15 protein-coding genes are annotated in these 24,399 nt (G+C 71.4%); 10 read left to right on the top strand and 5 right to left on the bottom strand.

Annotation, left to right across the window (positions count from 1 at the left end; genetic code table 11):
* The first annotated feature begins 29 nt into the window (after window positions 1-29).
* From BJ979_RS18125 to BJ979_RS07675, 9 genes are all read left to right on the top strand, one after another.
* The gene (locus BJ979_RS18125; RefSeq protein WP_179566740.1) at window positions 30-1,565 is read left to right on the top strand and encodes an FHA domain-containing protein; all 1,536 of its coding nucleotides are present in this window, start codon (window positions 30-32) and stop codon (window positions 1,563-1,565) included.
* Between the two features lie 47 nt (window positions 1,566-1,612).
* Complete coding sequence (locus tag BJ979_RS07640; RefSeq protein ID WP_343046634.1) at window positions 1,613-3,241, top strand: serine/threonine-protein kinase; 1,629 nt, start codon at window positions 1,613-1,615, stop codon at window positions 3,239-3,241.
* Window positions 3,238-3,954: an FHA domain-containing protein gene (locus BJ979_RS07645; RefSeq protein ID WP_179566743.1), complete on the top strand. Its 717-nt coding sequence runs from the start codon at window positions 3,238-3,240 to the stop codon at window positions 3,952-3,954. Before BJ979_RS07640 ends, BJ979_RS07645 begins: the two co-directional genes overlap by 4 nt.
* Window positions 3,955-4,033: 79 nt before the next feature.
* On the top strand, window positions 4,034-9,604 hold the full coding sequence (locus BJ979_RS07650; RefSeq protein ID WP_179566745.1) for an Ig-like domain-containing protein: 5,571 nt from the start codon (window positions 4,034-4,036) through the stop codon (window positions 9,602-9,604).
* Between the two features lie 19 nt (window positions 9,605-9,623).
* The gene (locus BJ979_RS07655) at window positions 9,624-10,592 is read left to right on the top strand and encodes an AAA family ATPase (protein WP_179566747.1); all 969 of its coding nucleotides are present in this window, start codon (window positions 9,624-9,626) and stop codon (window positions 10,590-10,592) included.
* Window positions 10,589-11,971, top strand: coding sequence for a DUF58 domain-containing protein (locus tag BJ979_RS07660; RefSeq protein ID WP_179566749.1), 1,383 nt, complete (start codon window positions 10,589-10,591; stop codon window positions 11,969-11,971). Before BJ979_RS07655 ends, BJ979_RS07660 begins: the two co-directional genes overlap by 4 nt.
* A complete protein-coding gene (locus BJ979_RS07665; protein ID WP_179566751.1) occupies window positions 11,968-14,376 on the top strand; it encodes a transglutaminase TgpA family protein in 2,409 nt (802 codons plus the stop codon). The genes BJ979_RS07660 and BJ979_RS07665 overlap by 4 nt, the downstream gene beginning before the upstream one ends.
* Window positions 14,377-14,502: 126 nt before the next feature.
* Window positions 14,503-14,799, top strand: a complete 297-nt coding sequence (locus tag BJ979_RS07670; protein ID WP_179566753.1) for a WXG100 family type VII secretion target — start codon at window positions 14,503-14,505, stop codon at window positions 14,797-14,799.
* A gap of 180 nt (window positions 14,800-14,979) precedes the next feature.
* Window positions 14,980-15,759: a hypothetical protein gene (locus BJ979_RS07675; RefSeq protein WP_179566755.1), complete on the top strand. Its 780-nt coding sequence runs from the start codon at window positions 14,980-14,982 to the stop codon at window positions 15,757-15,759.
* 12 nt (window positions 15,760-15,771) lie between these two features.
* Here BJ979_RS07675 and BJ979_RS07680 read toward each other — a convergent pair whose 3' ends face one another.
* The 5 genes from BJ979_RS07680 to BJ979_RS07700 form a co-directional block, all read right to left on the bottom strand.
* Window positions 15,772-16,404 carry a hypothetical protein gene (locus BJ979_RS07680; protein ID WP_179566757.1) on the bottom strand — a complete coding sequence of 211 codons (633 nt, stop codon included), beginning with the start codon at window positions 16,402-16,404 and terminating at the stop codon, window positions 15,772-15,774.
* On the bottom strand, window positions 16,401-17,039 hold the full coding sequence (locus tag BJ979_RS07685; RefSeq protein WP_179566759.1) for a hypothetical protein: 639 nt from the start codon (window positions 17,037-17,039) through the stop codon (window positions 16,401-16,403). The genes BJ979_RS07680 and BJ979_RS07685 overlap by 4 nt, the downstream gene beginning before the upstream one ends.
* A 30-nt stretch (window positions 17,040-17,069) precedes the next feature.
* Window positions 17,070-18,344: a putative T7SS-secreted protein gene (locus BJ979_RS07690; RefSeq protein WP_179566760.1), complete on the bottom strand. Its 1,275-nt coding sequence runs from the start codon at window positions 18,342-18,344 to the stop codon at window positions 17,070-17,072.
* Between the two features lie 25 nt (window positions 18,345-18,369).
* The gene (locus BJ979_RS07695) at window positions 18,370-18,723 is read right to left on the bottom strand and encodes a hypothetical protein (protein ID WP_179566761.1); all 354 of its coding nucleotides are present in this window, start codon (window positions 18,721-18,723) and stop codon (window positions 18,370-18,372) included.
* 124 nt (window positions 18,724-18,847) lie between these two features.
* Window positions 18,848-23,509, bottom strand: a complete 4,662-nt coding sequence (locus tag BJ979_RS07700) for a type VII secretion EssC family protein (protein WP_179566762.1) — start codon at window positions 23,507-23,509, stop codon at window positions 18,848-18,850.
* Window positions 23,510-23,647: 138 nt separating this feature from the next.
* On the opposite strand from BJ979_RS07700, the gene BJ979_RS07705 reads away from it, so the two are divergent.
* Complete coding sequence (locus tag BJ979_RS07705; protein ID WP_179566763.1) at window positions 23,648-24,292, top strand: FHA domain-containing protein; 645 nt, start codon at window positions 23,648-23,650, stop codon at window positions 24,290-24,292.
* Window positions 24,293-24,399 lie beyond the last annotated feature (107 nt).

Here is a 24,399-nt window from a genome sequence, read left to right on the forward strand (position 1 = left end):
GCGCCCCACCGCCACCTGAGGAGCCTGCTGTGACCATCTACTCCGTTACTCCCGGCACCCCCGGCGAGTGGGCCGCGCTCGCCGCCGACCGCCTGCTGCTCGTGGTGCGCGCCGACGCCGCGCTCGAGCCCGCCGCGCTGCTCGGCGAGCTGGCCGGAACCGAGCCGGCGCGGCGCGTGATCGAGGCGCTCACCTCGCGCGGACTCGCCGCGACGCCGTCGTTCGCGCTGCTCGAGCACCCGGACGGCGAGGGGCCGGCGCGGGTCATCGTGCGCGGCGAGATCACGGTGTCGGGATCGGCGCAGGGTCAGCCCGTCGAGATCGGCGGATCGGGCGTCGCGACCTGGGTCGAGCGTCTGGTCGACGGCTTCGAGGAGGCGGTCGTCACGACCTCGGCCGTGTCGTCGGGAACCGCCCTGCCGCTCGGTCACGGTGCGGTCTGGGCGAGCCGGGTCTCGGTGTCGTCGACGGCGAGCTCGCCGATCGCCGCCGGGACGGCGCCGGTCGCCGAGGGCGGCGCCGGTGCGGTCGACGACGACTCCGCCTCCGGTGCGGCGGCGTCCGGCGGTATCGCCGCCGACGTCATCCCGGTCGCGGTCGCCCCGCTCGTCGCCGCGGCGCCGCCGGTCGCCGAGATCGACCTCGCCGATGCCGCCGGGGTCGTGGATGACGCCGCTGGGTCGGACGCGGAGGCCGACGATGCCGACGCCGCTGACGCGGCCGAGCCCGCTGACGCGGCCGAGCCCGCTGACGCTCCCGAGGAGCCGGTCGACGCCGAGGCGACGGGGCTCGAGGCGACGGAGCCCGAGGACGACGCCGAGGCCGCCGCCGAGCCGGAGCCCGCTGACCTCCCCGCCGAGCCCGACACGCTCGTCGAGCAGACGATCATCCCCTCGAGCGACGACGCTCTCGCCGACGAGTCCGCTGTCGACCCGGCCGCTCCCGCCGAGGAGCCCGCGGCGCCCGAGTCCGATGCCGATGCCGAGGGCAGCGACTACGACCACCTCTTCGAGGCCACGATCGTGCGGCCGATCGAGGACGCCGCCGTGCGTCCGCCGGAGGAGGGCGAGGAGGAGGCCGCGGCGGCCGCCGCAGCCCCGGCCGCGCCCGTCGCCCCTGCCTTCGATCCGGGCTTCGAGGGCGAGCACGACGGCCAGACGGTGCTGAGCTTCGGCACTCCCGGCCACGAGCGCCCCGCCGAGAGCGAGATCGCCGCGGCGCCCGCGGGGCCGCAGTTCTGGCTGGTGCTGCCGAGCGGCATCCGCGAGCAGCTGACCCGCGAGACCCTCGTCGGGCGCGCCCCGGCCGGCCGCGTCACCGGCGGCGAGCTGCCGCGGCTCGTCACGCTCGCCGGCGATCCCGACATCTCGCGCACGCACGTGCGCTTCCAGATCGAGGGTGACACGGTCGTCGTCACCGACCTCAACTCGCGCAACGGCACCTCGGTCGTGCTGCCGGGCAAGCCCCCGCAGCTGCTGCGCGGCGACGAGCCCGTCGCGGTCATCGCCGGCACCCTGATCGACCTCGGCGGCGGCAGCGTGATCACCCTGGAGCAGTCCGCCTAGTGCGTCGCCCCGCCTCGACTCCGCCGAACCTCCCGGGGTTCGAGTTCGTGAAGCTGCTCGGTTCGGGCGGCTTCTCGGACGTGTTCCTCTACCAGCAGCACCTCCCGCGGCGTCAGGTCGCGGTCAAGGTGCTGCTCAGCGAGGAGCTCACGGCGGCGTCGCAGCGCGCGTTCGTCGACGAGGCGAACGTGATGGCGCAGCTCTCGGCGCATCCCTACATCGTCACCATCTACGGTGCCGCCGTCGCCGAGGGCGACAAGCCGTACTTCGTCATGGAGTACTGCGCCGGGCCGAGCCTGAGCGATCGCTACAAGGCCGAGCGATTCAGTGTGGTGGATGCGCTGCGCACCGGCGTGCGGCTCTCGAGCGCGATCGCGACGGCGCACGCGGCGGGCATCCTGCACCGCGACATCAAGCCGGCGAACGTGCTGACCAACGACTACGGCTGGCCCGCGCTCACCGACTTCGGCATCGCGTCGACGCTCGAGGAGCTGCCGGTGCACACGACGACGACCGGCGCGATGCTCGCCGGCGCGGAGAGCACGGGCACCGGCACGGGCAGCCAGTCGGTGGGGATGAGCGTGCCGTGGTCGCCGCCGGAGATGTTCCTCGACGACCCGCAGCCGGATGTGCGCAGCGACGTGTTCTCGCTCGCGGCGACGATCTGGACCCTGCTGTCGGGCCGCACGCCGTTCGAGGTGAGCGGACGCCCGAACGGCACCCTCGACCTGATCGGACGCATCGAGCGCGGCCTGATCACCCCGATGGGGCGCGACGATCTGCCCGTGTCGCTCGTCGCCGTGCTGCAGAAGGGCATGGCCGTGCGGCGCACCGAGCGCTACCAGACGGCCATCGAGTTCGCGCGGGCGCTGCAGCGCGTCGAGCTCGAGCTCGGCTACGCGCCGACCACGATCGAGGTGCCGCGCGTCGTCGCCGAGCAGGCGGTCGCCCCGAATCCGGATGCCGACGAGACGCGGGTGCGCGGCGTCGCGACGGTCGCGGCCCAGCCGGTCGTGGCGCCGGCCCCGCTCGCGCCGCCGTCGACGCCGATCGGCCAGCCGCCGGCGGCTCCGGTCTCCGATCCGACGCAGCAGCAGGGCTTCCCGAGCACGGCCGCGCACGGGCCTACGGCGCCACCGGCCGCCGACGTCGAGGGCACGATCGTGCGCCAACGCGGTCCGGTCGTCGACGCGCAGCCCGCGCACGCGGCGTCGGCTCCGGTCGCCGACCCGGCCACGGGTGCCGCGGGCGCCGCCGCGCCGCGGCGCCGCATCCCGCTCGCCGCGATCATCGCCATCCCCGCCGCCGTGATCGTCGCCGCGGCGGTCGTCGTCGCGCTGGTGGTCGTCGGCCTGCCGAAGGCCGAACCCGACCCCACCGCCTCGCCGAAGCCGAGCGGCGGCAGCGCCCTCGGCGGCAACGTCGTCGCGGCCCCGAAGCTGCTCTCGGCCGAGCCGAGCGCCGACGGCACGAGCGTCACCTTCACCTTCGCGCCCGTCGACGACGCCTCGGCGTACCAGTGGGCGCCCTCGGAGCAGCCCGACGCACGCACCGGCATCGCCGATCCGGTCGTGCTGCGCACCGGCGTCACCCCGGGCACGCGCGTCTGCGTGCAGATCATCACCGTCGCGAACGGGCGCACCTCGCAGCCCACGGAGGCCTGCTACCCGTCATGAAACCCGTCACGATCGACTTCATCGGCGAGCAGTACCGCGTCGAGCACCCGAACGACTTCACGGTCGGGCGGGATGCCGACCTCACGATCGACGACAACCCCTACCTGCACCGGCACTTCCTGCGCATCTACGAGGACTTCGGGCTGTGGTGGCTCGGCAACGTCGGCTCGCTGCTGTCGGCCACCGTGAGCGATGGGACCGGCCAGGTGCAGGCGTGGCTCGCGCCGGGCGCCAAGCTGCCGATCGTGTTCCAGACGATGCACATCATGTTCAGCGCCGGATCGACGACCTACGACTTCACGATCCACACCGACGAGGACTACTTCAACACCTCCACGGCGGCGGCCTCGCAGGGCACCAGCACCACGATCGCGCCCGTGACCCTGACGACCAGCCAGCGGCAGCTCATCCTGTCGCTCGCCGAAGGCCTGCTGCGCCAGACCGTGCCGGGGCGCGGTGACATCCCGACCTCGGCGAATGCCGCCCAGCGGCTCGGCTGGTCGATGACGACCTTCAACCGCAAGCTCGACAACGTGTGCGACAAGCTCGACAAGATCGGCGTGCAGGGGCTGCGCGGGGGAGCGGGCAAGCTCGCCACCAACCGCCGTGCGCGTCTGGTCGAATACGCCATCGCGAGCCACCTCGTCTCGGTCGAGGATCTGTACCTGCTCGACCTGCCGAAGGACTCCGTCAAGGGGGCGGATGGGGACTAGTCCCCATTTCAGGGCGGTGGAACCCCCGTGTTACCGTGGCCGCGATCTGAGGCGACTTTTCGTCGCGTGACGGGGTGACATGCTGCGCTTTCTGACCGGCTGGAGCCGTGGACGGAAGGCGATCGCCTCCGGCACGGTCATCGCGCTGGCGGCGGGGGTGCCGCTGACGGCGGCGATCCTGCACCAGGGATTCCCGGTCAGCGACGTCGACCTCGACAGCCGCGACGTCTGGGTCACGAACGCGCAGGATCAGCTCGGCGGCCGCCTCAACCGGCAGATCGAAGAGCTCGACGCCTCGGTGCAGGGCACCAGCCAGTCGATCGACGTGCTGCAGAACGGCCGTCAGATCTTCATGACCAACGAGTCGGCGCACTCGATCGAGCGCATCGACCCCGCCTACGCGAGCCTGCAGCAGAAGGCCGAGCTGCCGAAGAAGGCCGAGGTGGCGCTCGGCGGCACGACCCTCGGCATCCTCGACCCGAAAGACGGCGCGCTCTGGGCGGTCTCGGTGCGCAACCAGCTCGCCTTCGACCCGACCACCAAGGATCCCGACATCGTGCTCGGCGCCGGAGCGCACGTCGCGGTGACGCCGGAGGGCGCGGTCGTTGCGACGTCGCCGAAGAAGAACCAGCTGGTCACCATCCCGACGCCGGGCTCGCTGCCCGAGACCGCCGGACTCGACGTGCCCGCCGAGCACCAGCTCGCCCTCGTCGGCGACACCGCCGTGCTGCTCGACACGAAGGCGAACACGGTCGTCTTCGCGAACGGCACGCGCACGAAGCTCCCGGTCGAGGGGATGCGCCTTCAGCAGTCGAGCGCGAAGCACGACTACGCACTCGTCGCCGCCTCCGATCGGCTGCTGAAGGTGCCGCTGTCGGGCGGCGCCGTCGACGAGGTGAAGGCCGACATCCCTGCCGGGAAGAGCGACGCCGGCGTCGCCGCCCCGGTCTGGCTCGACGGCTGCGCCCACGGCGCCTGGGCCGAGCAGCAGCGCTACCTGCTGGCCTGCGACGGGCAGAAGCCGCAGCTCGCGACGATCGAGCAGAACACGGCCGGCGACCGGCTCGAGTTCCGCGTGAACCAGCACGTGATCGCGCTCAACAACCTCGACGACGGCAACGCCTGGCTGCTCAACAAGACGCTGCGCATCGTGAACAACTGGGATGAGGTCACCCCGCCCCAGCAGGAGGAGAGCGACGAGGAGAGTGACGAGAAGTCGACCGTCCAGTCGTTCGAGGACACCCTCGCCGAGCGCACCGAGGTCAACCGCCCGCCGGTGCTCAACCCCGACAGCTTCGGCGTGCGGGCCGGGCGCACGACCGTGCTGCCCGTGCTCGACAACGACACCGATCCCGACGGCGACGTGCTCGTCATCACCGACTTCACGCAGATCCCGCAGGAGATCGGCCGGCTCGACCTCATCGACGGCGGCCGTGCGCTGCAGTACACCCCCTCCGCGAACGCCGTCGGCACGGCCTCGTTCCGCTACACCGCGAGCGATGGACGCGAGAACGGCACCGCCGAGACCACCGGCGACATCCGGGTCGTGCCGCAGGAGCAGAACACGGCGCCGAACGAGAACCGCCTCTCGTCGACGACCGTCGAGACGGGCCAGAGCGTCGACTACAACGTGCTGCTCAACTGGATCGACCCCGACGGCGACGAGCTGCAGCTGATCGCGGCGAGCCCGTCGAGCGCCGACCAGGTGCGCTTCACGCCCGACGGCACCATCACCTTCACGCACACCTCGGGCGAGGTCGGCGAGAAGGAGATCGCCTTCACGGTCAGCGACGGCCGCGCCACGACCGACGGCACGATGAAGGTCAAGGTCGAGCCGGCCGGATCGCAGAAGCCGGTCGGCACCCCCGACTTCGCCGAGACCTTCGCGGGCGAGACCGCCGTCATCCACCCGCTCGAGAACGACCTCAGCCCCTCGGGCGCGCCGCTGCGCCTGCTCGGCGTGCAGGACCAGCCCGCCGGCGCGACCGTCACTCCGAACCTCGACAAGGGCACGATCGACGTCACCTCCAACCAGGTCGGCGCCGTCTACTTCGAGTACGCGCTGGGCGCCGGGGCGCAGACCTCGGTCGGACTGGTGCGCGTCGACTTCCAGAAGAAGCCGAACGACGCGCCGCCGCCGGTGCCGGTGAAGGATGTCGCCTATCTGCGCGAGGGTCAGACGACGACCGTCAGCGTGCTCGACAACGACGTCTCGCCGAGCGGCGACGTGCTCGCCGTGCAGACGATCGACACCTCGGCGACCGACCCGGCGGTCAAGGTCGAGCTGCTCAACAGCACGGTCGTGCGGGTGAGCGCCTCGGCCGCGCTGACCGAGCAGACCCAGTTCACCTACGTCGTCTCCGACGGCCTCAACACCGCGGTCGCGGGCGTCACCGTCGTGCCGGTCTCGGCCACGGTCACCCGCCAGCCCCCGATCGCCGTCGACGACCAGGTGACGGTGCGCGCCGGCGACATCTCCACCGTGCACGTGCTGAAGAACGACCGGCACCCCGACGGGGCGGCGATGAAGCTCGACCCGCAGCTGACGGATGTGCGCGGCGCCGGCAAGGGGCTCGCCTTCGTGCAGGGCGACACGGTGCGCTACCAGGCGCCGAAGGAGGCCGGCTCGTACACGGTCACGTACCGGGTGCGCGACCAGTACGGCGAGAGCGCCACCGCGAACGTCGTGTTCAACGTGCAGCCGCGCGACGACAAGAACGACCGCGCCCCCGAGCCGAGCCCGCTCACCGCCCGCGTGTTCGCCGGCGCCCAGGTGCGCATCGACGTTCCGCTCGACGGCATCGACCCCGATGGCGACTCCGTCACACTGCAGGGCTACACGAGCGCGCCCCAGCTCGGCCGCATCACCGCGGATGCGAGCGACCACTTCGTCTACGAGGCCTACGCCACCGGCGCGGGCACCGACACCTTCCGCTACGCCGTCGCCGACACGCTCGGCAAGACCTCCGTCGGCGAGATCCGGATCGCCGTCATCCCGCGCGCCGACACCGCTCTGCAGCCGAACGCGGTCGACGACCAGGTCGAGGTGCGCCCGGGCAAGACCGTGTCGGTGCAGCCGCTCGCCAACGACTCCGACCCGAACGGCTACACGCTCACCCTCGATCCGAAGCTCACCGAGGTCGACAAGGGCCTGACCGCCAAGGTCGATGCGAAGGAGCGCAAGGTCGTCATCAAGGCCCCCGACAAGCCGGGCGCCTTCAACGTGCGCTACCGCGTCTCGAACGGCAACGGCGGCGAGAACCAGGCCTTCATCATCGTCAAGGTGTCGCGGGACGCGCCCATCCAGCTGCCGACCGCCGCCGACTTCTACGTGCAGCCCGCCGACATGGGCAAGAAGTCGAGCGTGACGGTCGACGTCGGCAAGCTCATCGACAACCCGAACGGGCTCGACCGCGACCTGGAGGTCGCTCTCAGCGGACCGTCCGCCGGCCTGGGATCGGTGCAGGGCCGCTCGCAGAAGATCGAGCTGACTCCGCAGGATCGCCGCACCGCCGTCGCGTACACCGTCACCGATCCGGACGACGATCAGCTCACGGCCACCGCCTTCATCGTCGTGCCGGCCAAGACCGACTCGGGCTACGCCCCGCCGCCGTACCTCGACCCGAAGCTCCCGGTGCCGCAGGTGGTGCCGCAGAACGGCGAGCAGGAGTGGAAGCTCGACGACATCCTCATCGTCCCCTCGGGTCGTCCGGCGATCCTCACGGATGCGTCGCTCGTCAGCGCCAACCACAGCGACGGCACGGCGCTCGTCGTCGACAAGAAGACGATCCGCTTCGGCGCCGAGAAGGACTTCCGCGGCGCGACCGCGCTCGTCTTCCAGGTGACCGACGGCGACTCGAAAGACGACAAGACCGGGCACACGGCGCTGATCACCCTGCCGATCGTCGTCGGCAAAGACGACCACAGCGACGAGGCGCCGCGCTTCACCTCCTTCACGCTGCCGATCGAGGCCGGCGAGGCGGCGACCACCGTCGATCTGCGGGCCTCGACCGCGCATCCCAACCGCAGTGTCATCTCGCAGGTGCAGTACTCGGGGCTGAAGGGGGTCGTGCCGCGCTTGAACGCCTCGCTGAGCGGCGCGAACCTGCAGGTCAGCGCCGATCAGGGCACCAAGGTCGGCACGACGATGGATCTGACCTTCGACCTGAAATACCTCGACTACACGGTCCCGGCGACGATCCATGTCGTGACCGTGCCCTCGACCCGGCCGCGGGCGCAGGCGATCACCGACGAGGTGAAGTCGCAGCGCGGCAAGTCGGTCAGCGTGGATGTGCTCGCCAACGACTACAACCCCTTCCGCGATCAGGGCAAGCCGCTCACGATCACGGGCGCGACGGTCGACGATCCCTCGACGGGCGCGTCGGCGACGAGCAGTCCCGGCGGAGCGGTGTCGGTGTCGGCCGGACCGAGCTTCATCGGCATCGTCAGCGTGACCTACACGGTGCGGGATGCGACCGATGACGCCAGCCGCGACGTCAGCGGCCGACTGCTCGTCAACGTGCGGGACCGGCCGGATCAGATGGCGGCGCCGCAGATCGTCAGCGAGGGCGACAAGCAGGTCGCCATCGCCTGGCGGACGCCGGCGACCAACGGCGAGCCGATCTCGAACTACACGGTCAAGTGGGGCACGAGCGGGTCGAAGACCGTCGGCGCCGATCAGTCGGGCACGACGATCGACGGCCTCGCGAACGGCACGAGCTACAGCTTCACCGTGACCGCCGAGAACGTGCTCGGCGTCTCGACGCCGTCGAGTCCCAGCGCGGCCGCGGTGCCCTACGGGCGCCCCTTCGCTCCGACAGGGCTCAAGCTCACCGCTTCCGACAGTGGCGATGGCAAGCTCACGATGACCTGGGCTGCGGCGAACGGCAACGGTCGCGACGTCCAGAAGTACCAGTGGGCGGTCGCGGGCGGTCCGAGCGGCGAGGTCGCCGGCACGGTCACGAGCGCCGCTGCCAATGTCGCCGTCGGCAAGGCCTACACCTTCACGGTGCGGGCGGTCGGCCCTGGCGGCACGAGCGACGCGAGCGCCGCATCGAATGCCGACACCCCCAAGCCCGGGGCGCCAAAGAACGTCAGTGCGAAGACCGGCGGCGACGGCAGCAAGCGCATCACCGTGACCTGGAACGCGGCGGATTCCAACGGCACGACACCGAGCTACGAGGTCTCGGTCAATGGGGGCAACTGGACGACGCGTTCGTCCGGCTACGCCTTCGACGGTGACTTCGGCACCCAGTACACCGTGCGAGTGCGCGCGGTCGCCGGCAGCGCTACCGGGCCCATCGCGTCGGACTCGGTGACGCCGAAGGACAACGACCCCACCGGCAAGGTCGTCAAGGGCGCGAGCGCCCCCTACTGCTCGGGCTGCCACTACGTCAGCGCCGACTTCTCGAATCTCTCGCCGGGCACCTATGACGTGGTCACCGTGCTCAACGGCGGATCCGGCAGCTTCTACGTCGGACGGTTCACGCTCGGGGCCAGCGGCTCGGTGACCCTGCAGAATGGTCTCGGCCAGCGCAACGGCGACAATGTCCAGGTGGCGTTCCGCGCCGTCGGGGGCGGCGCAAAGAACTACACCACGCCGGAATTCCATGGGTGGGATGGTCTCTCTCCCACCGGCCGCACCCCGTAATACCTCGAACAGGAGCATGATGCCCGTCAGCGAAGAACAGGCGACCTGGTTCGCCGACGCGTTCACGAAGCTCGTCGACAACGTCGACCTCGCGATCGTCGGCAAGAAGGAGGTCATCCGCCTGGTCGTGACCGCGCTGCTGAGCGAGGGGCACGTGCTGCTCGAGGACTTCCCCGGCACCGGCAAGACCGTGCTCGCCAAATCGATCGCCAACACGATCGACGGCTCGAACTCGCGCATCCAGTTCACCCCCGACCTGCTGCCGTCGGATGTGACGGGCGTCACGATCTACGACCAGGGCAAGGGCGTGTTCGAGTTCCACAAGGGCCCGATCTTCGCCTCGGTCGTGCTGGCCGACGAGATCAACCGCGCGAGCCCGAAGACGCAGTCGGCGCTGCTCGAGGTGATGGAGGAGGGCGTCGTCACGGTCGACGGCGTCGGCCACTCGGTCGGCGCGCCGTTCATGGTGATCGCGACGCAGAACCCCGTCGAGCAGGCCGGCACCTACTCGCTGCCCGAGGCGCAGCTCGACCGCTTCCTCATCAAGACGTCGCTCGGCTACCCCGACGACGCGACCGCCGTGTCGCTGCTCATGGAGTCGTCGAACCGCGCCCGCGCCTCGCTCGTCTCGCCGATCATCGCCTCCGGCTCGGTCGCGAGCATGGCCCAGCTCACCAGCGAGGTCTTCGTCGACCCGGCCGTCATGCAGTACCTGCAGCAGATCGTCACCGGCACCCGCGGCCACAAGGATGTCGTGCTCGGCGTCAGCATGCGTGGCGCCCTCGCGCTCGCCCGGGCCGCGAAGACGTGGGCGCTGTCGCGCGGCCGGGGCTACGTCACCCCCGATGACGTGCGCGAACTGGCCGTGCCGGTGCTCGCGCACCGCATCATCGTCGACCCGGAGTCGGAGTTCGTCGGCGTCTCGGCGCACGACATCGTCAACCGCATCCTCGTCGAGGTCGAGCCGCCCGCGTACCGCGCGGCATGACGACGACCCTCGAGCCGCCGGCGGGAGCGCCGCAGCCGACCGGCCCCGAGCCGGCCGGCGCGGAGCTGTCGTCGGCCGACGCCGAGGCAGCCCGGTCGCGGGCACGCCGTCGTGCGCGGCGCGCGTGGCCGGTCTGGCTGCGCTGGCTGCCCGCGGTCGGCCGTCGCGCGGCGGGGATCGCGCAGGTCGTCACGCTGCTCGCGTCGCGGCTCTGGGGCGTGCTGCGGCCCCGTCTGGCGATCGTCAGCGCGATGGGATGGCTCGTGCTGCTCGCCGCCGTCGTGTTCGGCGTGGCCGGGTTCGTGCTCGGCTGGCAGGAGTTCGTCTACCTCGCGGTCACGCTGCTCGCCGGCCTGCTCGTCGCGATCGGCTTCGTCTTCGGGCGCGCGAGCTTCCGGGTGCTCATCGAGCTCACCCCGCGCCGTGTCGTCGCGGGCGACCGCGCTCTCGGCCGGATGCTCGTCGCCAACACGAAGGCGAAGCGCAGCACCCCGGCGCGCATCGAGCTGCCGGTCGGCGCCGGGCTCGCCGAGTTCGTCATCCCGCCGCTCGCACCGGAGGCCGAGCACGAGGAGCTGTTCGCCGTTCCGACCAACCGCCGCGCCGTCATCGTGGCCGGTCCGGCCGTCTCGGTGCGCGGCGATCAGCTCGGGCTGCTGCGCCGCACCGTGCGCTGGACCGAGCCGGTCGAGCTGTTCGTGCATCCGCTCACCGCCCGTCTCGCGCCGAGCGCCGCCGGCCTCGTGCGCGACCTCGAGGGCGAGACGACCAAGACGATCACGAACAACGACATCTCGTTCCACGCGCTGCGGGCCTACGAGCCCGGTGACGACCGCCGCTACGTGCACTGGCGCACCTCGGCGCGCACCGGTCAGCTCATGGTGCGGCAGTTCGAGGAGACGCGGCGCTCGCAGCTCACGATCGTGTTCAGCTCCGACCGCCGCTGGTACGTCGACGAGGCCGAGTACGAGCTCGCCGTCTCGGTCATGGCCTCGCTCGCGCAGCAGGTCATCCGCGATGGCACCCGCGTGAGCGTCGTCAGCGAGAAGCAGCAGCTGCGCACCGTGACCCTCACGGCGATGCTCGATGACAGCTGCCGCCTCGAGCCGATCGCGAGCCCCTATGCGAGCCCGCGCGAGTTCGCCCGGCAGGCCACGCTGCGACTGCCGCCGCCGAGCGTCGCGATGATCGTGGCCGGCTCGCTCATGCCGCTCACCGACTTCCGGGCGATCGAGCGGCTCTTCGGCCTCGACACCCAGACCGTCGGCTTCCGCACCGAGGTGGGTGCGACGCCGCGCCTCGCCTCGATCAGCGGACTCCGCGTCGGCACGGTCGGCGAGCTCGCCGACCTGCAGAAGATCGTGCGGAGGATGTCGTGAGCGCCGCCGCCGAGACCGTCACGTCGATCCCGACGCAGCCCGACGGCGCCCGCGATGCCCGCCCGGCCTCGCGCGCGATCAGCCTGCGCACCTGGGCCGACGTCGGCGTCATCGCCACGCTCACCCTGATCGGCCTCGTCGGACTCGGCACGGCGTTCACCGACCTCGGCTACCTGCTCGCCGGCGTCGGCGGGCTGCTCGTCGGCGGGGGCGTCGCGATCCTCAGCGCGCGCTACCGCTTCGGCGCCCTCACGACCGTCGCGATCGCGGTCGTCGCCTACTTCCTGCTCGGCAGCGCGCTGGCGATCCCCGAGCAGGCGCTGCTGCACGTGCTGCCCACGCTGCAGACCCTCTCCGGTCTCGCCGTCGGAGCCGTCTTCGGCTGGGCCGACCTGATCACGCTGCGCGCGCCGGTCAGCCTGCCGTACTACGTCAACGCCGTGCCCTACGTGAGCACCTGGCTGATCGCGCTCGTCGCGGTGACTCTGGCGACCCGCTGGCTGGCGGAGCGCCGCCGCACGGTCGGCCGCGCATCCCTGCTGCTCATCGGCCCGGCCGTGCTCTATGTCACGGGCGTGCTGCTCGGAACCGACGAGCCCTACTTCGCGGCCGTGCGCGGCGTCGCCTTCGCCGCGATCGCGCTGATCTGGCTGGGATGGCGTCGTCGCGAGGGCGGGCGCCTCAACGTCGGCAGCGGCAGTCCGCTGCTGCGCCGCAAGATCACCGGCACCGCGATCGTCGTCGTCGCCGCGGTCATCGTCGGCGTGGTCGGCGGCACCCTGCTCGCCCCCGCCTCGGCGAACCGCTTCGTGCTGCGCGAGCAGATCCAGCCGCCCTTCGAGCCGCTCGACTACCCGGCGCCGCTGGCCGGCTTCCGCAAGTACACGAAAGACCTCGACGACACGAAGCTGTTCACGGTGAACGGCCTGCGCGACGGCGACCTGCTGCGCCTCGCCACCATGGACACCTACGACGGCGTCGTCTGGGGCGTCGCGGGCGCCGACGTCGACGTGCAGGGCTCCGGCAGCTTCCGGCTGGTCGGCCGCACGATCCCGAAGGCGCCCTTCGCCACGGCCGGCGCGAAGCGCACCCTCGACGTGACGGTCGACGGCTACTCCGACGTCTGGCTGCCCGACTCCGGCTACGCGACCTCGCTCGACGTCGACGGCGTGCAGGGCGGCACGGGCGAGGATGTGCGCTACAACGCCGCCACGGGCACGGCCGTCATCACGACCGGGCTGAAGAAGGGCGACGAGTACCGGGTCGCCGCCGTCAGCCAGAAGCTGCCCGACCAGAAGGCCCTCGCCGACGTGCCCACGGCATCCATGGCCCTGCCGCCGGTGCGCAACATCCCCGACGTCGTGGCCGCGAAGGCGAGCGAGCTGGTCGCCGAGAAGAAGTCGCCGATCGACCAGGTGCAGGCGATCGCCGATGACCTGTCGACCACCGGCTTCCTCAGTCACGGCACCGCCTCCGACCAGGCGCCGTCGCGGGCCGGGCAGGGCAGCGACCGCATGGCCGAGATGATCACGGCGCAGCACATGGTCGGCGACGAGGAGCAGTACGCCTCGCTGATGGCGCTCATGACCCGCAGCCTCAACATGCCGACGCGCGTCGTGATGGGCTTCAAGCCGAGCGTGCCGAAAGACGGCGGCACGGCGACCGTGACCGGCGAGAACGTCACCGCCTGGGTCGAGGTCGCCTTCCAGGGCGTCGGCTGGCTGCCGTTCTACCCGACGCCCGACGACACCGACGTGCCGCAGGACCAGACGCCGAAGCCGAAGACCGAGCCGCAGCCGCAGGTGCGGCAGCCTCCGCGCACCGAGAACGACCAGGACGACCTGATCACCCCGGTCGAGATCGACGACTCCGACAAAGACGACGACAGCCTGTTCCAGCTGCCCGGCTGGGTGATCCCGCTCGCGCTGAGCATCCTCATCCCGCTGGCGATCGTGTTCCTGCCGATGCTGGTGGTGACGTTCCTCAAGCGCCGGCGGATGCGGCGCCGTCGCAGTCCGGGCGGCGACCGCTCCGTCGCGGGCGCCTGGGACGAGATGGTCGATCGGCTCAGTGAGCTCGGCTACGACCCGCCCACCCGCGTCACTCGTCCGCTCGTGGCCTCGGGGCTCGCGCCGAGCCTCGGCGAGCAGGGCGCCGGGGTGACGCTGCTGGCCGAGCGCACCGATCGTGCGGTGTTCGCCGGTCAGGATGTCGATCCCGAGCGGGTGGATGCCGCGTGGCACGACGCGCTCGGCGTCGTCGACGGCGCCGGCACCGCGGCGGGACGCACCAGGCGCATCCTCAGCCGCTACCGCGTCGGCGCCGTTCGCCGCTGGGCGGGCCGGCTGTCGGCCGCCGCGACGGCCGCCCGTCGCCCCTCCGCACCCGACGCACCCGAGCTCTGAGCGCCCCGTGCCGACCCCGATGGGGACCGGTGCCCATTTTTCTCGAGCCCCCATCGACATACATTGAATGCATTCGGTCACCTGAGAGGGATGGCCTCAGGATCCAACTAAGGAGTGATCGGCCCCATGGCTAACGTCAACGTCACCTACAGCGACATGAACGATGCCGCCCACCGCCTCATCGCCGGCAAGGACGACATCACCGCGAAGCTCACCGAGCTGCAGACCCTGGTCAACGGACTCGTCAACGGCGGCTTCGTGACCGATTCGGCCTCGGGCGCGTTCCACACCTCGTACGAGCAGTTCACGAAGGGCACCACCGACGCCGTGAGCGGACTCGACGGGATGTCGCAGTTCCTCACCAAGGCCGCCGAGGCGCTGCAGAACGTCGACAGCGAGCTCGCCAAGGGCATCGGCGGCTGAGTCAGCCGCCTCATCGCGACGGGGCGCGGCGGATCGGGGGATCCGGCCGCGCCTCTCGTCTGTCACCGGGCCTCCGTCCGGCGGCGCATCGGATCGACCCATTCCGGGTCGTCAGCAGATCCGATGCGTCGCGAGACGGGGGCCCGGTTCCGTCTGCCCGCAGCGTGAGAGCATGATCCGATGGCCCGCCGCACCGACCACCGCGAGCCCGCTCGTCCGCCCACGCCGACTGCGCTGGCCCTGAGACCGTTCGGCTACCTCGGCGCCGCGCTCGCCTGGGCCGCGCTCGCCGCTCTCGGCGTGATGCTCTACACGCTGCTGCCGTCGATGATCGAGCCGCCGCTGAGTTCCGCCCCGGGCCTGCGGGTCCTCGGCGTCGACGTCGGCGAGACGATCGCCTTCGTCATCGGCATGGGCCTCGGCGCGATCATGATCGGCTTCCTGCTGCTCGTGATCCCTCTCGCAGCGGGTGGTCTCGCGATCCTGTCGCTCACCTACGTCGTGCGCTCCCTGCGACCCGCGTACCGCGGCGAGCGACTGTCGATGACCCGCTGGGATGCGGATGCGATCGGTCCCGTCCGCCTCGGAGGGACGCTCCTGACGCACGAGCGGGGCCCGCTGCGTCGCTTCTCGGGCATCGGCGGGGGCGTGGCTCTCTCGCTGCTGCCGGTGCGTCAGACGCGCTGGAGCGCGTTCTGGTCGGTCCTCGTCGTGAGCTGCTTCACGCCGGGATTCCGCACCGTGCTCTCGAGCGGCGTCTGGGGCGTCGCCTATCTCGTCACGGTCGGCTGGATGGCGTGGCCGGTGCCTGCCGGCTCCGAGCCGATCTGGGTGGGCGTGAGCGTCGTGCTCGGCGTGGCCGCGCTCGTGCTGGTGGGTCTCAGCTGGCGGCACTCGGTGCTCGGCGGACGCGACGCCGACGCCGGTACCACCGGTGATGCCGGCGTCGTCAAGCGCTGAGCGACCGGGCGGTCAGCTCGCGTCGGGCGACGTCGGGGCAGGCTGCTCTGCCGTGCCCGGCGCCGGGAACCAGCGGATCGAGTCGACGATCGCGTCGACGAGCTCCGTGTAGAGCTCGCGGTCGGCGGCGGTCGGCAGATCGACGTCGATGTGCACGAGCTTCTCGCCGTCGGGCCGCGCGACCCAGTACTCGAGCTTGAGATCGGTCGTCGCCTCCGAACCCACGGCGACGTCGCGGAACTCGCCGCGGCGCGCGACGGGCCCGCACGCGAGGTCGAGGTGCGCGACCCGGGGATAGGCGGCCGTGAGCCGCTCGCCGAGCGTCTGCTCCGGCTGCGCGGCGATCGGCCAGTCGATCATGCGCAGGATCATCGCGGCGGGGAACGGCACGCCCGGCAGGATCTCGAGCGACAGGCCGACCCGGAAGGCGCCGGCGCGACGGGCCCCCGAGAGCACGCCCTTCAGCTGCTCGCGGGCATCGCGCCGCACCCGGGCCAGGCGGTCATTGGTGCCGACCTGGCGCTTCACCAGATCGCCGACGAGCTTCGCCTCGTTCTCCGGGTCGTCGGCGAGCGAGAAGCTCGCCCACGTGCCCGGTAGCACCATGGTCATATCGGCTTCGGAGTACTGCAGCTGACGGGTCATGCGATGGGCTCCAGATCCACCTCGAGCGTCTCGGCGATGCGCTGGGTGTCGGCGGGCATGTCGGGGAACGCGGCGAGGTCTTCGACGGTGACGATGATCTGCACCATCTGCGTCGCGTTCGGCGGGAAGACGCCGAACACGGTGCGCCCCTCGACCCAGCCGTCGCGCTCGTCGCCGAGCTGCTCGAAGACCTGGTGCACGCCCGCGAACGGACCTGCGGGCAGGTCGCCGACCCAGCTCTCGAAGAGGAGGGAGCGCACCTCGGTCTGGTCGGCGGCCTCGCTCAACCGCTGCGCCTCCGCGGCGAACCACGCCGCGTCCTGGCCCTCGTCGATGTCGAGGATCTGGAACGTCAGGTACCCGGCGACGATCAGGTCGGGAGCGGCGCGCAGGTGCACGGCCGCGACCTGCCAGGGATTGAGCTGTCCGAGCAGGCGGCGGCGCAGATCGGCCAGCTCGTCGGCCAGACCGGGCCCCAGTGCGGCACCGGGGGAGTCCTCCGACGCCTCGGCGATGACGGTGTTCGCCCACGACGCGGAGTCGAGCTGCGCCTCGTCGAGGCGCACGGCGTAGAAGTCCTGCGGGATGCCGATGCGCAGATCGGCGATCTCGTGAGAGCGCTGGTCGGTGGGCATGATCGTCAGCCTAACTTCGGGGTCGGAGGGCTAGAAGTGAACCGGCGGTCGGCCGTGCGCGAGATCCTTGAGGATCGAATCCGGCTTGAGGCTGATCGGCGACGAGTCGTGCGTGTCGAGCGGATTGTTGCCGAGCGACTCGACCTTGCCGGCGATGCCGCGGTAGTTCCAGACGTTGAGAGCGACCTGGTAGCCCTTGATCTGGTTGGCGACGCTGCTGGCGAACTGGGGGTTGTCGAAGCCCTGGACGCCGAGCGGGTTGCGGCGGAAGTCGTGGAACGCCTGCTTGATGTCCCAGGTCTTCACCTTGAACGGGTTGGTTCCGAAGATGTCCTTCATCGCGCTCGGCAGCTTGCCGGGCTGGCCGAGCAGGTGCTGCACGTCGGCGAGCTCCGAGCCCTTCTTGCCCTTGCTGATGCCGGTCAGCGCCTTGAACTCGCGGCGCGGCGCCTTCATCGCGATCGTGAGGCCCTTCGCCTTCACGAGCTTGCCGAGGTACTTGCCGATGTTGCCGCCGAAGACCGACAGCACCACGCCGACCGCGGCGAACGCGACATCCATCCAGCTTCCGCCGTTGAGGGCCTTGACGACCGATTCGACGAGGGTGATGAGCGCGCCGATCGCGCCGAGGATCATGAGGAACTGACCGAGTCCGGGTACCCAGCCGAGGAAGATCGACAGGATGCCGGCCACCTCGCAGATCTTCTTGATGATGTCGCCCCAGTCGTCCCAGAAGCTGTCCTCGAGACCGTGCTTGAGCTTGCCCTCGACGACCTCGACGATCGCGGTGATCGCGACGCGGGCGGCGGCGTCCTTGTCGTCGCGCGCCGAGCGCCAGGCGTCCTGCGCCGAGCGCAGCTCGGAGTCGGCGATCATCGACAGCTGGCTGTAGCCCTGGGCCGCCTTCGTCGCGTCGGCCTTGTCTTCGTCGGCGGCGTCGTCGATCGCGTCACTGGCCGTCGTCAGGCGCTTGTGCGCGGCGTCGGCGGCGCCCTGCTTCTCGTTGATCTTCGTGATCGCGGTCTCGGCGTCGCTCTGGGCGGTGTCGAGCTTGCCCGCGTAGGTCACGAGCGCGGTCGCGGTGTTGTGGTACCGGTCGTGCGCCTTGTCGATGTCATCGGCGACGTCGCCGGCCGACTCGCGCACCGCATCCACGGCCTTGCTCGTCATGTCGGCCTTGCTCTGCACCGATTTCAGCGAGGTGACCGAGCGCTGGATCGCGTCGGCGATGTTCAGGTAGTGGGTCGCCTTCGACTTGACGAGGGTCGGCTCGCCCTTGAGCTTGTCGTATTCGTGGTCAGCCATCGTTCTCGTGCTCTCCTGCTCGCGCTCAGTAGGCCGTCGGGTTGTGGCCGGGGTTGTTCTGGCCCGGGGGAGGGAAGCTCGTGTCGCCGGAGTCCGCCGCGTCGCGCAGCGCCTTGGCGAGCTCCTTGTCGACCTTCGTGAAGCCGTCGGTGATGGCCGAGAGCTGCTCGCGCAGCGCCTTGATGTTCTCGGTCATCTTCTTGCGCTTGTCGTTCCACTTGTGCGCGAAGTCGCGCACGTGGCCGCCGAGGTCGTCGTGCCCGGTCGCCTCGGCGACGTCGTCGCTGAAGTCGTCGGCGCCCTCGAACTCGGCGATGACCGCGTCGAGGTCATTCCGGAGCTGCTCGAGCAGACCGAGATCCATCTTCAGATCGGGCACGTCTCTTCCTCTTCCCCCGACGCGCGGTCACGTCGACACGGATCACGATAGGTGAGCGGATCGCGGCACCGAATGGGGAGGCCTGCCCATTCGAGGCCGGGCCGGTCTCCGACGTCAGCCGACGTCAGCCGACGAGCGGGAGCTGGATGCGCACGGCCTTCCCCTTCGCGATGAGCACGCCGCGACCTGGCGGGAACTCGGCACGGTTCATGCGCGGCAGCGGGGTCTTGAGCAGGATGTCGCCCTCGACCGCCTCGGGCTGCAGCAGCAGGCCCCTGCGGCCGTTCTTAACCTCGCCGAGCAGCGGCCACGAGGAACTCCATCCGGAGGTCTCGTTCTCGGCCAGCAGGAAGTGGTCGCTGCGCTTGACGGCGCGGATGAGCTCGACGATCGCCGAGTCGGCCGGCGTCTGCAGGAAGTCGCCGATGCTCTCGATGACGATCGCGATGCGGCCTTCGGTGTCGGGGTCGGTGATGGCGGCGGTGAGGTCCTTCGCCAGCTCGGCCGCCGACTCGGGCGTCGTCGCCGAGCCGGCCCACTCGCGGGATCTCCCGACGTTCGAGCGCGCGTTGCCGAGGTAGTAGAGCCGCGTCTCCGGCTGCGCCCGCCCGATCGCCGTGGCGATCGTCTCGAGCGCCGTGCTGCGCCCGCTCGCAGGCGGACCGGCGAGAAGCAGGGTGCCGACCGGCTCGAAGCCCCATGGTCCGAGGTCGACGTCGCTGAGGCCGATGACCGGCTGGCCGGCGACCCCGTCGGGCAGCGTCGACTGCGCGTACTCCTTGGGCAGCGAGCCGACGCGCGGGGCCTCGGGCACGCCGGCGCGGCGCATCGCCTCGCCCAGCAGCCGGGTCGCCGTGGACTGCTCGGCGACGACGCGGCTGCCGCCGAGGATGGCGATCTGCGTCTCGAGGCCGTCGACGATGGCGCGGCCGGGAGGCGAGGCGGCGCTGAGCACGTCGCTGGGCGCGTCGACCATGCCGTAGCTGTCGTCGGCGAGGCGCAGGATGACCCGGCGCTGGATGTTCGATCCGACGGCCGTGGGCACGGCGCCAGGGCGGTCGGCGGTGAGCGCGACGTGCATGCCGAGCTGGCGCCCGTCGCTGAGGATGTCCTCGAACACGGAGTACCACTGCGAGCGTCCCGCGGGGATCTCGAAGTCCTCGCGGAAGTTCGGGAAGCCGTCGATGAGCAGCAGGATGCGCGGCTCCTGCGTGCGCCCCGTCAGGGCCCGGTACTCGGTCACGCTCGAGGCGTTCGCCTCGGCGAAGCGGGCGGCGCGGCTGTCGAGCTCCTCCCGCATCCGCCGGAACAGCCGGATGACGCGCTCGGTGTCGTCGCCGTTGATGACCGCGCCGACGTGCGGCAGCTGCTCGAGCATGCGCAGGCTGCCGGCGCCGAAGTCGAGGCCGTAGACCTGCACGGGGCCGCCGCGCGGGGTTATCGCCGCTGCGCCGGCGAGGGTGCGCAGCACGGCCGACTTGCCGGTGCCGCCGGTGCCGAGGATCGAGAGGTGGCCGTCGACGTCGGGCAGGAAGTAGACCGGCATCTGCCGCTGCTGCTGGGGCACGTCGGTGACGCCGAGCAGCAGCTCGGCATCCGTGCGCTGGCGCAGCCGGCCGAGGTCGTAGGCGAGCGCGAGCTCGTCGAGCCACGGACGTCGGGGCGCGGGGATCTGCGCTCCAGCGGCGGCGCGGATGATCGAGGTGACCAGGCGCTGCTGATCGGTCGGCCCGAGATCCTTCTCCTCGGCGGGGGCGTCGGAGCGCGGCTCCTCCCAGCGGACCTCGCCGCCGAACCGCAGCTCGGCGACGAGCACGTCGGCGACCTCCGGCTCTCGGCTCGTCCAGCCGCCCGCGTAGGCCGACTGGAACTGGGCGAGGCGGCCCGGCCCGGTCTTCGCGACGCCGCGGCCGGGGATGCCCGGATCGAAGTGCGCGGCCTCCTTGATGCCGACCACATCCTGGCTGTCCGACTCGTCGGCCATGCGGAGAGCGACGCGCATGTTCGTGTTGGCGCGCAGATTGTCTTTGATCACGCCGGCCGGGCGCTGCGTGGCCATGATCAGGTGGATGCCGAGCGAGCGGCCGCGCTGGGCGATGTCGACGACGCCGTCGACGAACTCGGGCACCTCGCCGGCGAGGGCGGCGAACTCGTCGATCACGAGCACGAGCGCCGGCGGGCTGTCGGGGTCGCCGCGCTTCTCGAGCTCGAGCAGGTCCTTGGCCTTCTTGCGGTTGAGCAGGTGCTCGCGGTGGTGCAGCTCGGCGCGCAGGCTGGTGAGGGCGCGGCGCACGAGGTGCGGGCTCAGGTCGGTCACGAGGCCGACGCAGTGCGGCAGCGTCACGCAGTCGGCGAAGGCCGATCCGCCCTTGTAGTCGACGAAGAGGAAGGTGACGCGGTCGGGGCTGTACTCCGCGGCCATGCCGAGCACCCAGCCCTGCAGGAACTCGCTCTTGCCGGCGCCGGTCGTGCCGCCGACGAGCGCGTGCGGGCCCTGCGTGCGCAGGTCGAGGTGCATCGCATCCACGCCGGCGCTGCCGACGATCGCGCGCAGCTTTCCGGCGCGGCGGCGCTTCGGCTCGATGCCGGGGGTGCGGTCGTGGATCGACTCGTTCTGCTTCCAGCGGTCGATGACCGACTCGCTCGTCTCGACCAGCTCGTGGCCGAGCAGGGTGATGAGCGAGATCGAGCGCGGCAGGTCGCTCGCATCCGCGACGAGGGCGCCGGAGTCGATGACGGCGGCCAGACGCCGCGCGTAGTCGAGGGCCTGCACGGGATCGACGAAGTCGACCAGCACGTTCTCGATCGTGTCGCCGAGCCGCACGAAGCCCACCGAGGGGGTCGCGAGCGTCGGGACCAGCTCGACCTCGGGGGTCGGCAGCGGGGGCAGGCCCTTCTTGCGGCGCTTCGCCTCGGCCTTGCGCTTCTTCGCCTTCTGCTTCGAGAGCTTGCGGGCGGCCTTCGACCCGACGGCGGGCCGCTCGGTCTTCTCCTCGGGCTTCGGCGCCATCACGGTCGAGCCGGGCTCGGGCAGGGCGAGGAAGGTGCGGCAGACGGCCGGCAGGTCCTTCTGATCCTCGGCGAGCCAGATCGGGTACACCCCGGCATCCGCCGCCTGCTCGGCGAGCTGCACGAGTCGCGCGCGGTCCACGGCGACGTCATCGCTGATGAGCAGCACGAGCGCCGGGATGGGCGAGCGGGTGCCCTGCGTCGCCTGGTCGTCGCCGACGGTGGCCCCGCGGTCGAGCGCCATCTGCTCTTCCTTGGTCGCGCCGCGGCGGCCGTCGCCCTTCGCGGCGGCGAGTCGGCGGGTCACGAGCTCCTCGATCGCGCTCAGCAGCGCGGTTCCGCTCGAGGGGCTGTCGGCGAGGTGGCTGCCCTGGATCGGGCTGTGCGGCGACGAGGTGTGCGGCATCCACTTCAACCAGTCGAAGCCCCCCGACCAGGCCGGGGTGATCAGTGCGGCCACGGCGAGCTCGGCCGGCGAGTGCAGGCCGGTGAGCTGCACGAGCAGCGCGTTCGCGGCCGCGATCGTCTGCGGCGTCGGGCCGGCGACTCCGAGGGCGCCGGAATCGTGCAGGTTGTCGACGATGGGCACCTGCTCGACGTGCGCGTTGTCGGCCGCGACCTCGTCGAAGCGCTCCTGGTAGTCGGGCAGGGTGTCGTTGCCGCCCTTGTCGTCGCGGATCGTGTTGCGCGACAGCATCCGCCCGACGCCGAGGCGCACGTTGAGGAACGACCAGTGCTCGGGGCGCCGGGTCCAGAGCATCGTCTGCCGGTGCAGCGCGGCGTCGAGCACCTCGTGGGTCGACGGCGCCTCGCGGTGGCGTCGCTCGTGCTCGACGAGCTTCTCCTCGTCGAGCGTATCGGCCAGCTTCTCGAGGTGGCCGTCGAACTTCTCGATCGAGACGCGCTTCTTGCGCCCGCGGTTGAGTGCCTGGGTGATGAAGTTGCTGATCATCATGAGCGGCGACAGCGCGACGAAGATCAGCGTTCGCGGGTCGCGACTGAGGGCGAAGATCGCAGCGCCCATCGCGAGCGGCGCGATCATCGCGAGGAAGGGGAACGGCTGCCCGTCACCCTCCTTAGGCACCTCGGGCCCCGGGTACTCCTGACCGGGGTAGCGCGGCTCGACCGAGGGCGAGCGGTTGAAGTAGACGGGGCCGGCCGTCGGGGCGCCACCCTCCTCGGCCACTTCCTGGTCGACGTCGATGCGGATGGCGGTGTCGCCGATCGTGATCGTCTCCGACGTCTCGACGCGCAGACGCGTGACGAGTCCGCCATCCACCTCGATGCCGTTGGCCGAGCCGAGGTCGACGATCTCGACCGCCGCATCCGCCTCGAGACGCAGGTGGCGCTTGGAGACCAGCGGGTCGTCGATCACGATGTCGCAGGCGCGGTCGCGGCCGACGATGGTGGTGCCCGCGTGCAGGTCGAGCGTGCGGCCGCCCTGCGGGCCGCTGAGGATGCTGAGGCGGGCGACCACCGGGCCGCGCCCGGTGCCGGCGGGGGAGTAGTAGCGGCCGGCGTCGACGAGCTGCACCGTCGCGCCCGATCCGATCCACGACTCGCCGACGGGTCCGTCGGGCGGCAGCACGAGCGACTGGCTCGACCCCGGCAGCACCGCGCTGAGCGTGAGCGAGCCGGCCGGCGCGGGGCCGGGCGACGCCGGGTCGACGCGGCGGATGGCGCCCGCCACCTCGGCGATCGTCGCCGCCGCATCCGTCGTGATGACGATGTCGTCGCTCGTGCCCGTATCGCGCTTCAGGGTCAGCTTGAGTCGCACTCGGCCTCCTCGTGAGCGGGCGCGGCGCAGCCCGCGCGCCCCACGGGCACCCTATTCGGTGGGGCGGCGCCGGGCCTCGCCGAGGGGATGGGCATGACTCCCCATCCGCTAGCCTGGCGCGGTCGGAAGGGGATGCGGATGAGCGACGAGAAGCGCTTCCTCATCACCCCGCCGCCGGGGCTGCTGCCCGAGGCTCCCGCCGCCCCGGTCGAGCCCGAGCCGGAGCGCCGCGTCGACGAGGAGCACGGCGACTCGGCCACGCGCCGGGTTCTGCCGCGGTCGCCCGGGGTCGCCTTCCCGCTGCCGTCGAACCCGATGGGCGGAGCGGCGGCGCCGGTTACAGCGGCTGAGTCGGCGTCGGCTCCGGCAGCGGCACCGCAGACTCCCGCGCGATCCGTCTCGACCCCGTCCGGCGAGGCCGAGGTGCCGACCGGCGAGCACCCCGCCCAGCTCGGGCCCTGGACCATCCGGCTGCCCGACGGCACCGCGCAGCTCGTGACCACCGCCGGCGTCGTGCTCGGCCGCAACCCCGTCGTGCCGGAGCGCTGGCCGGCAGCGGAGCGGCTGCGCATCCACGATCCCGAGCGCACCGTGTCGAGCACCCACGCGCTGCTGATCGTCGTCGGGGCGACGCTGCGTCTCGTCGACCTCGGCTCGACCAACGGAGTCGCCGTCACCTCGGCCGGCGTGCGCGAGAAGGTGGCGGGCGCCGACGGCGTGAAGGTCGGAGACCCGGCCGAGATCGAGCTCGGCAGCTTCCACCTGCGGGTCGCGCGCGGCTGAGCGCCGGCCCGCCCTCGAGCGCGGCGCGCGCCCGGATCGCGGTGGTAGCCTGGCGCGATGCTGCGCGATCGGCTCCTTCTCCTTCGTCGCCGCGACGAGGCCTAGTC

This window comes from Schumannella luteola (genome assembly GCF_013408685.1).
GTDB lineage: Bacteria > Actinomycetota > Actinomycetes > Actinomycetales > Microbacteriaceae > Schumannella > Schumannella luteola.

What these genes read in the sequence shown, in the direction of transcription:
- BJ979_RS07645 (WP_179566743.1), top strand. Translation starts at nt 3,238, where the DNA reads ATGAAACCCGTCACGATCGACTTCATCGGCGAGCAGTACCGCGTCGAG.
- BJ979_RS07650 (WP_179566745.1), top strand. Translation starts at nt 4,034, where the DNA reads ATGCTGCGCTTTCTGACCGGCTGGAGCCGTGGACGGAAGGCGATCGCC.
- BJ979_RS07655 (WP_179566747.1), top strand. Translation starts at nt 9,624, where the DNA reads ATGCCCGTCAGCGAAGAACAGGCGACCTGGTTCGCCGACGCGTTCACG.
- BJ979_RS07660 (WP_179566749.1), top strand. Translation starts at nt 10,589, where the DNA reads ATGACGACGACCCTCGAGCCGCCGGCGGGAGCGCCGCAGCCGACCGGC.
- BJ979_RS07670 (WP_179566753.1), top strand. Translation starts at nt 14,503, where the DNA reads ATGGCTAACGTCAACGTCACCTACAGCGACATGAACGATGCCGCCCAC.
- BJ979_RS07675 (WP_179566755.1), top strand. Translation starts at nt 14,980, where the DNA reads ATGGCCCGCCGCACCGACCACCGCGAGCCCGCTCGTCCGCCCACGCCG.
- BJ979_RS07680 (WP_179566757.1), bottom strand. Translation starts at nt 16,404, where the DNA reads ATGACCCGTCAGCTGCAGTACTCCGAAGCCGATATGACCATGGTGCTA.
- BJ979_RS07685 (WP_179566759.1), bottom strand. Translation starts at nt 17,039, where the DNA reads ATGCCCACCGACCAGCGCTCTCACGAGATCGCCGATCTGCGCATCGGC.
- BJ979_RS07690 (WP_179566760.1), bottom strand. Translation starts at nt 18,344, where the DNA reads ATGGCTGACCACGAATACGACAAGCTCAAGGGCGAGCCGACCCTCGTC.
- BJ979_RS07705 (WP_179566763.1), top strand. Translation starts at nt 23,648, where the DNA reads ATGAGCGACGAGAAGCGCTTCCTCATCACCCCGCCGCCGGGGCTGCTG.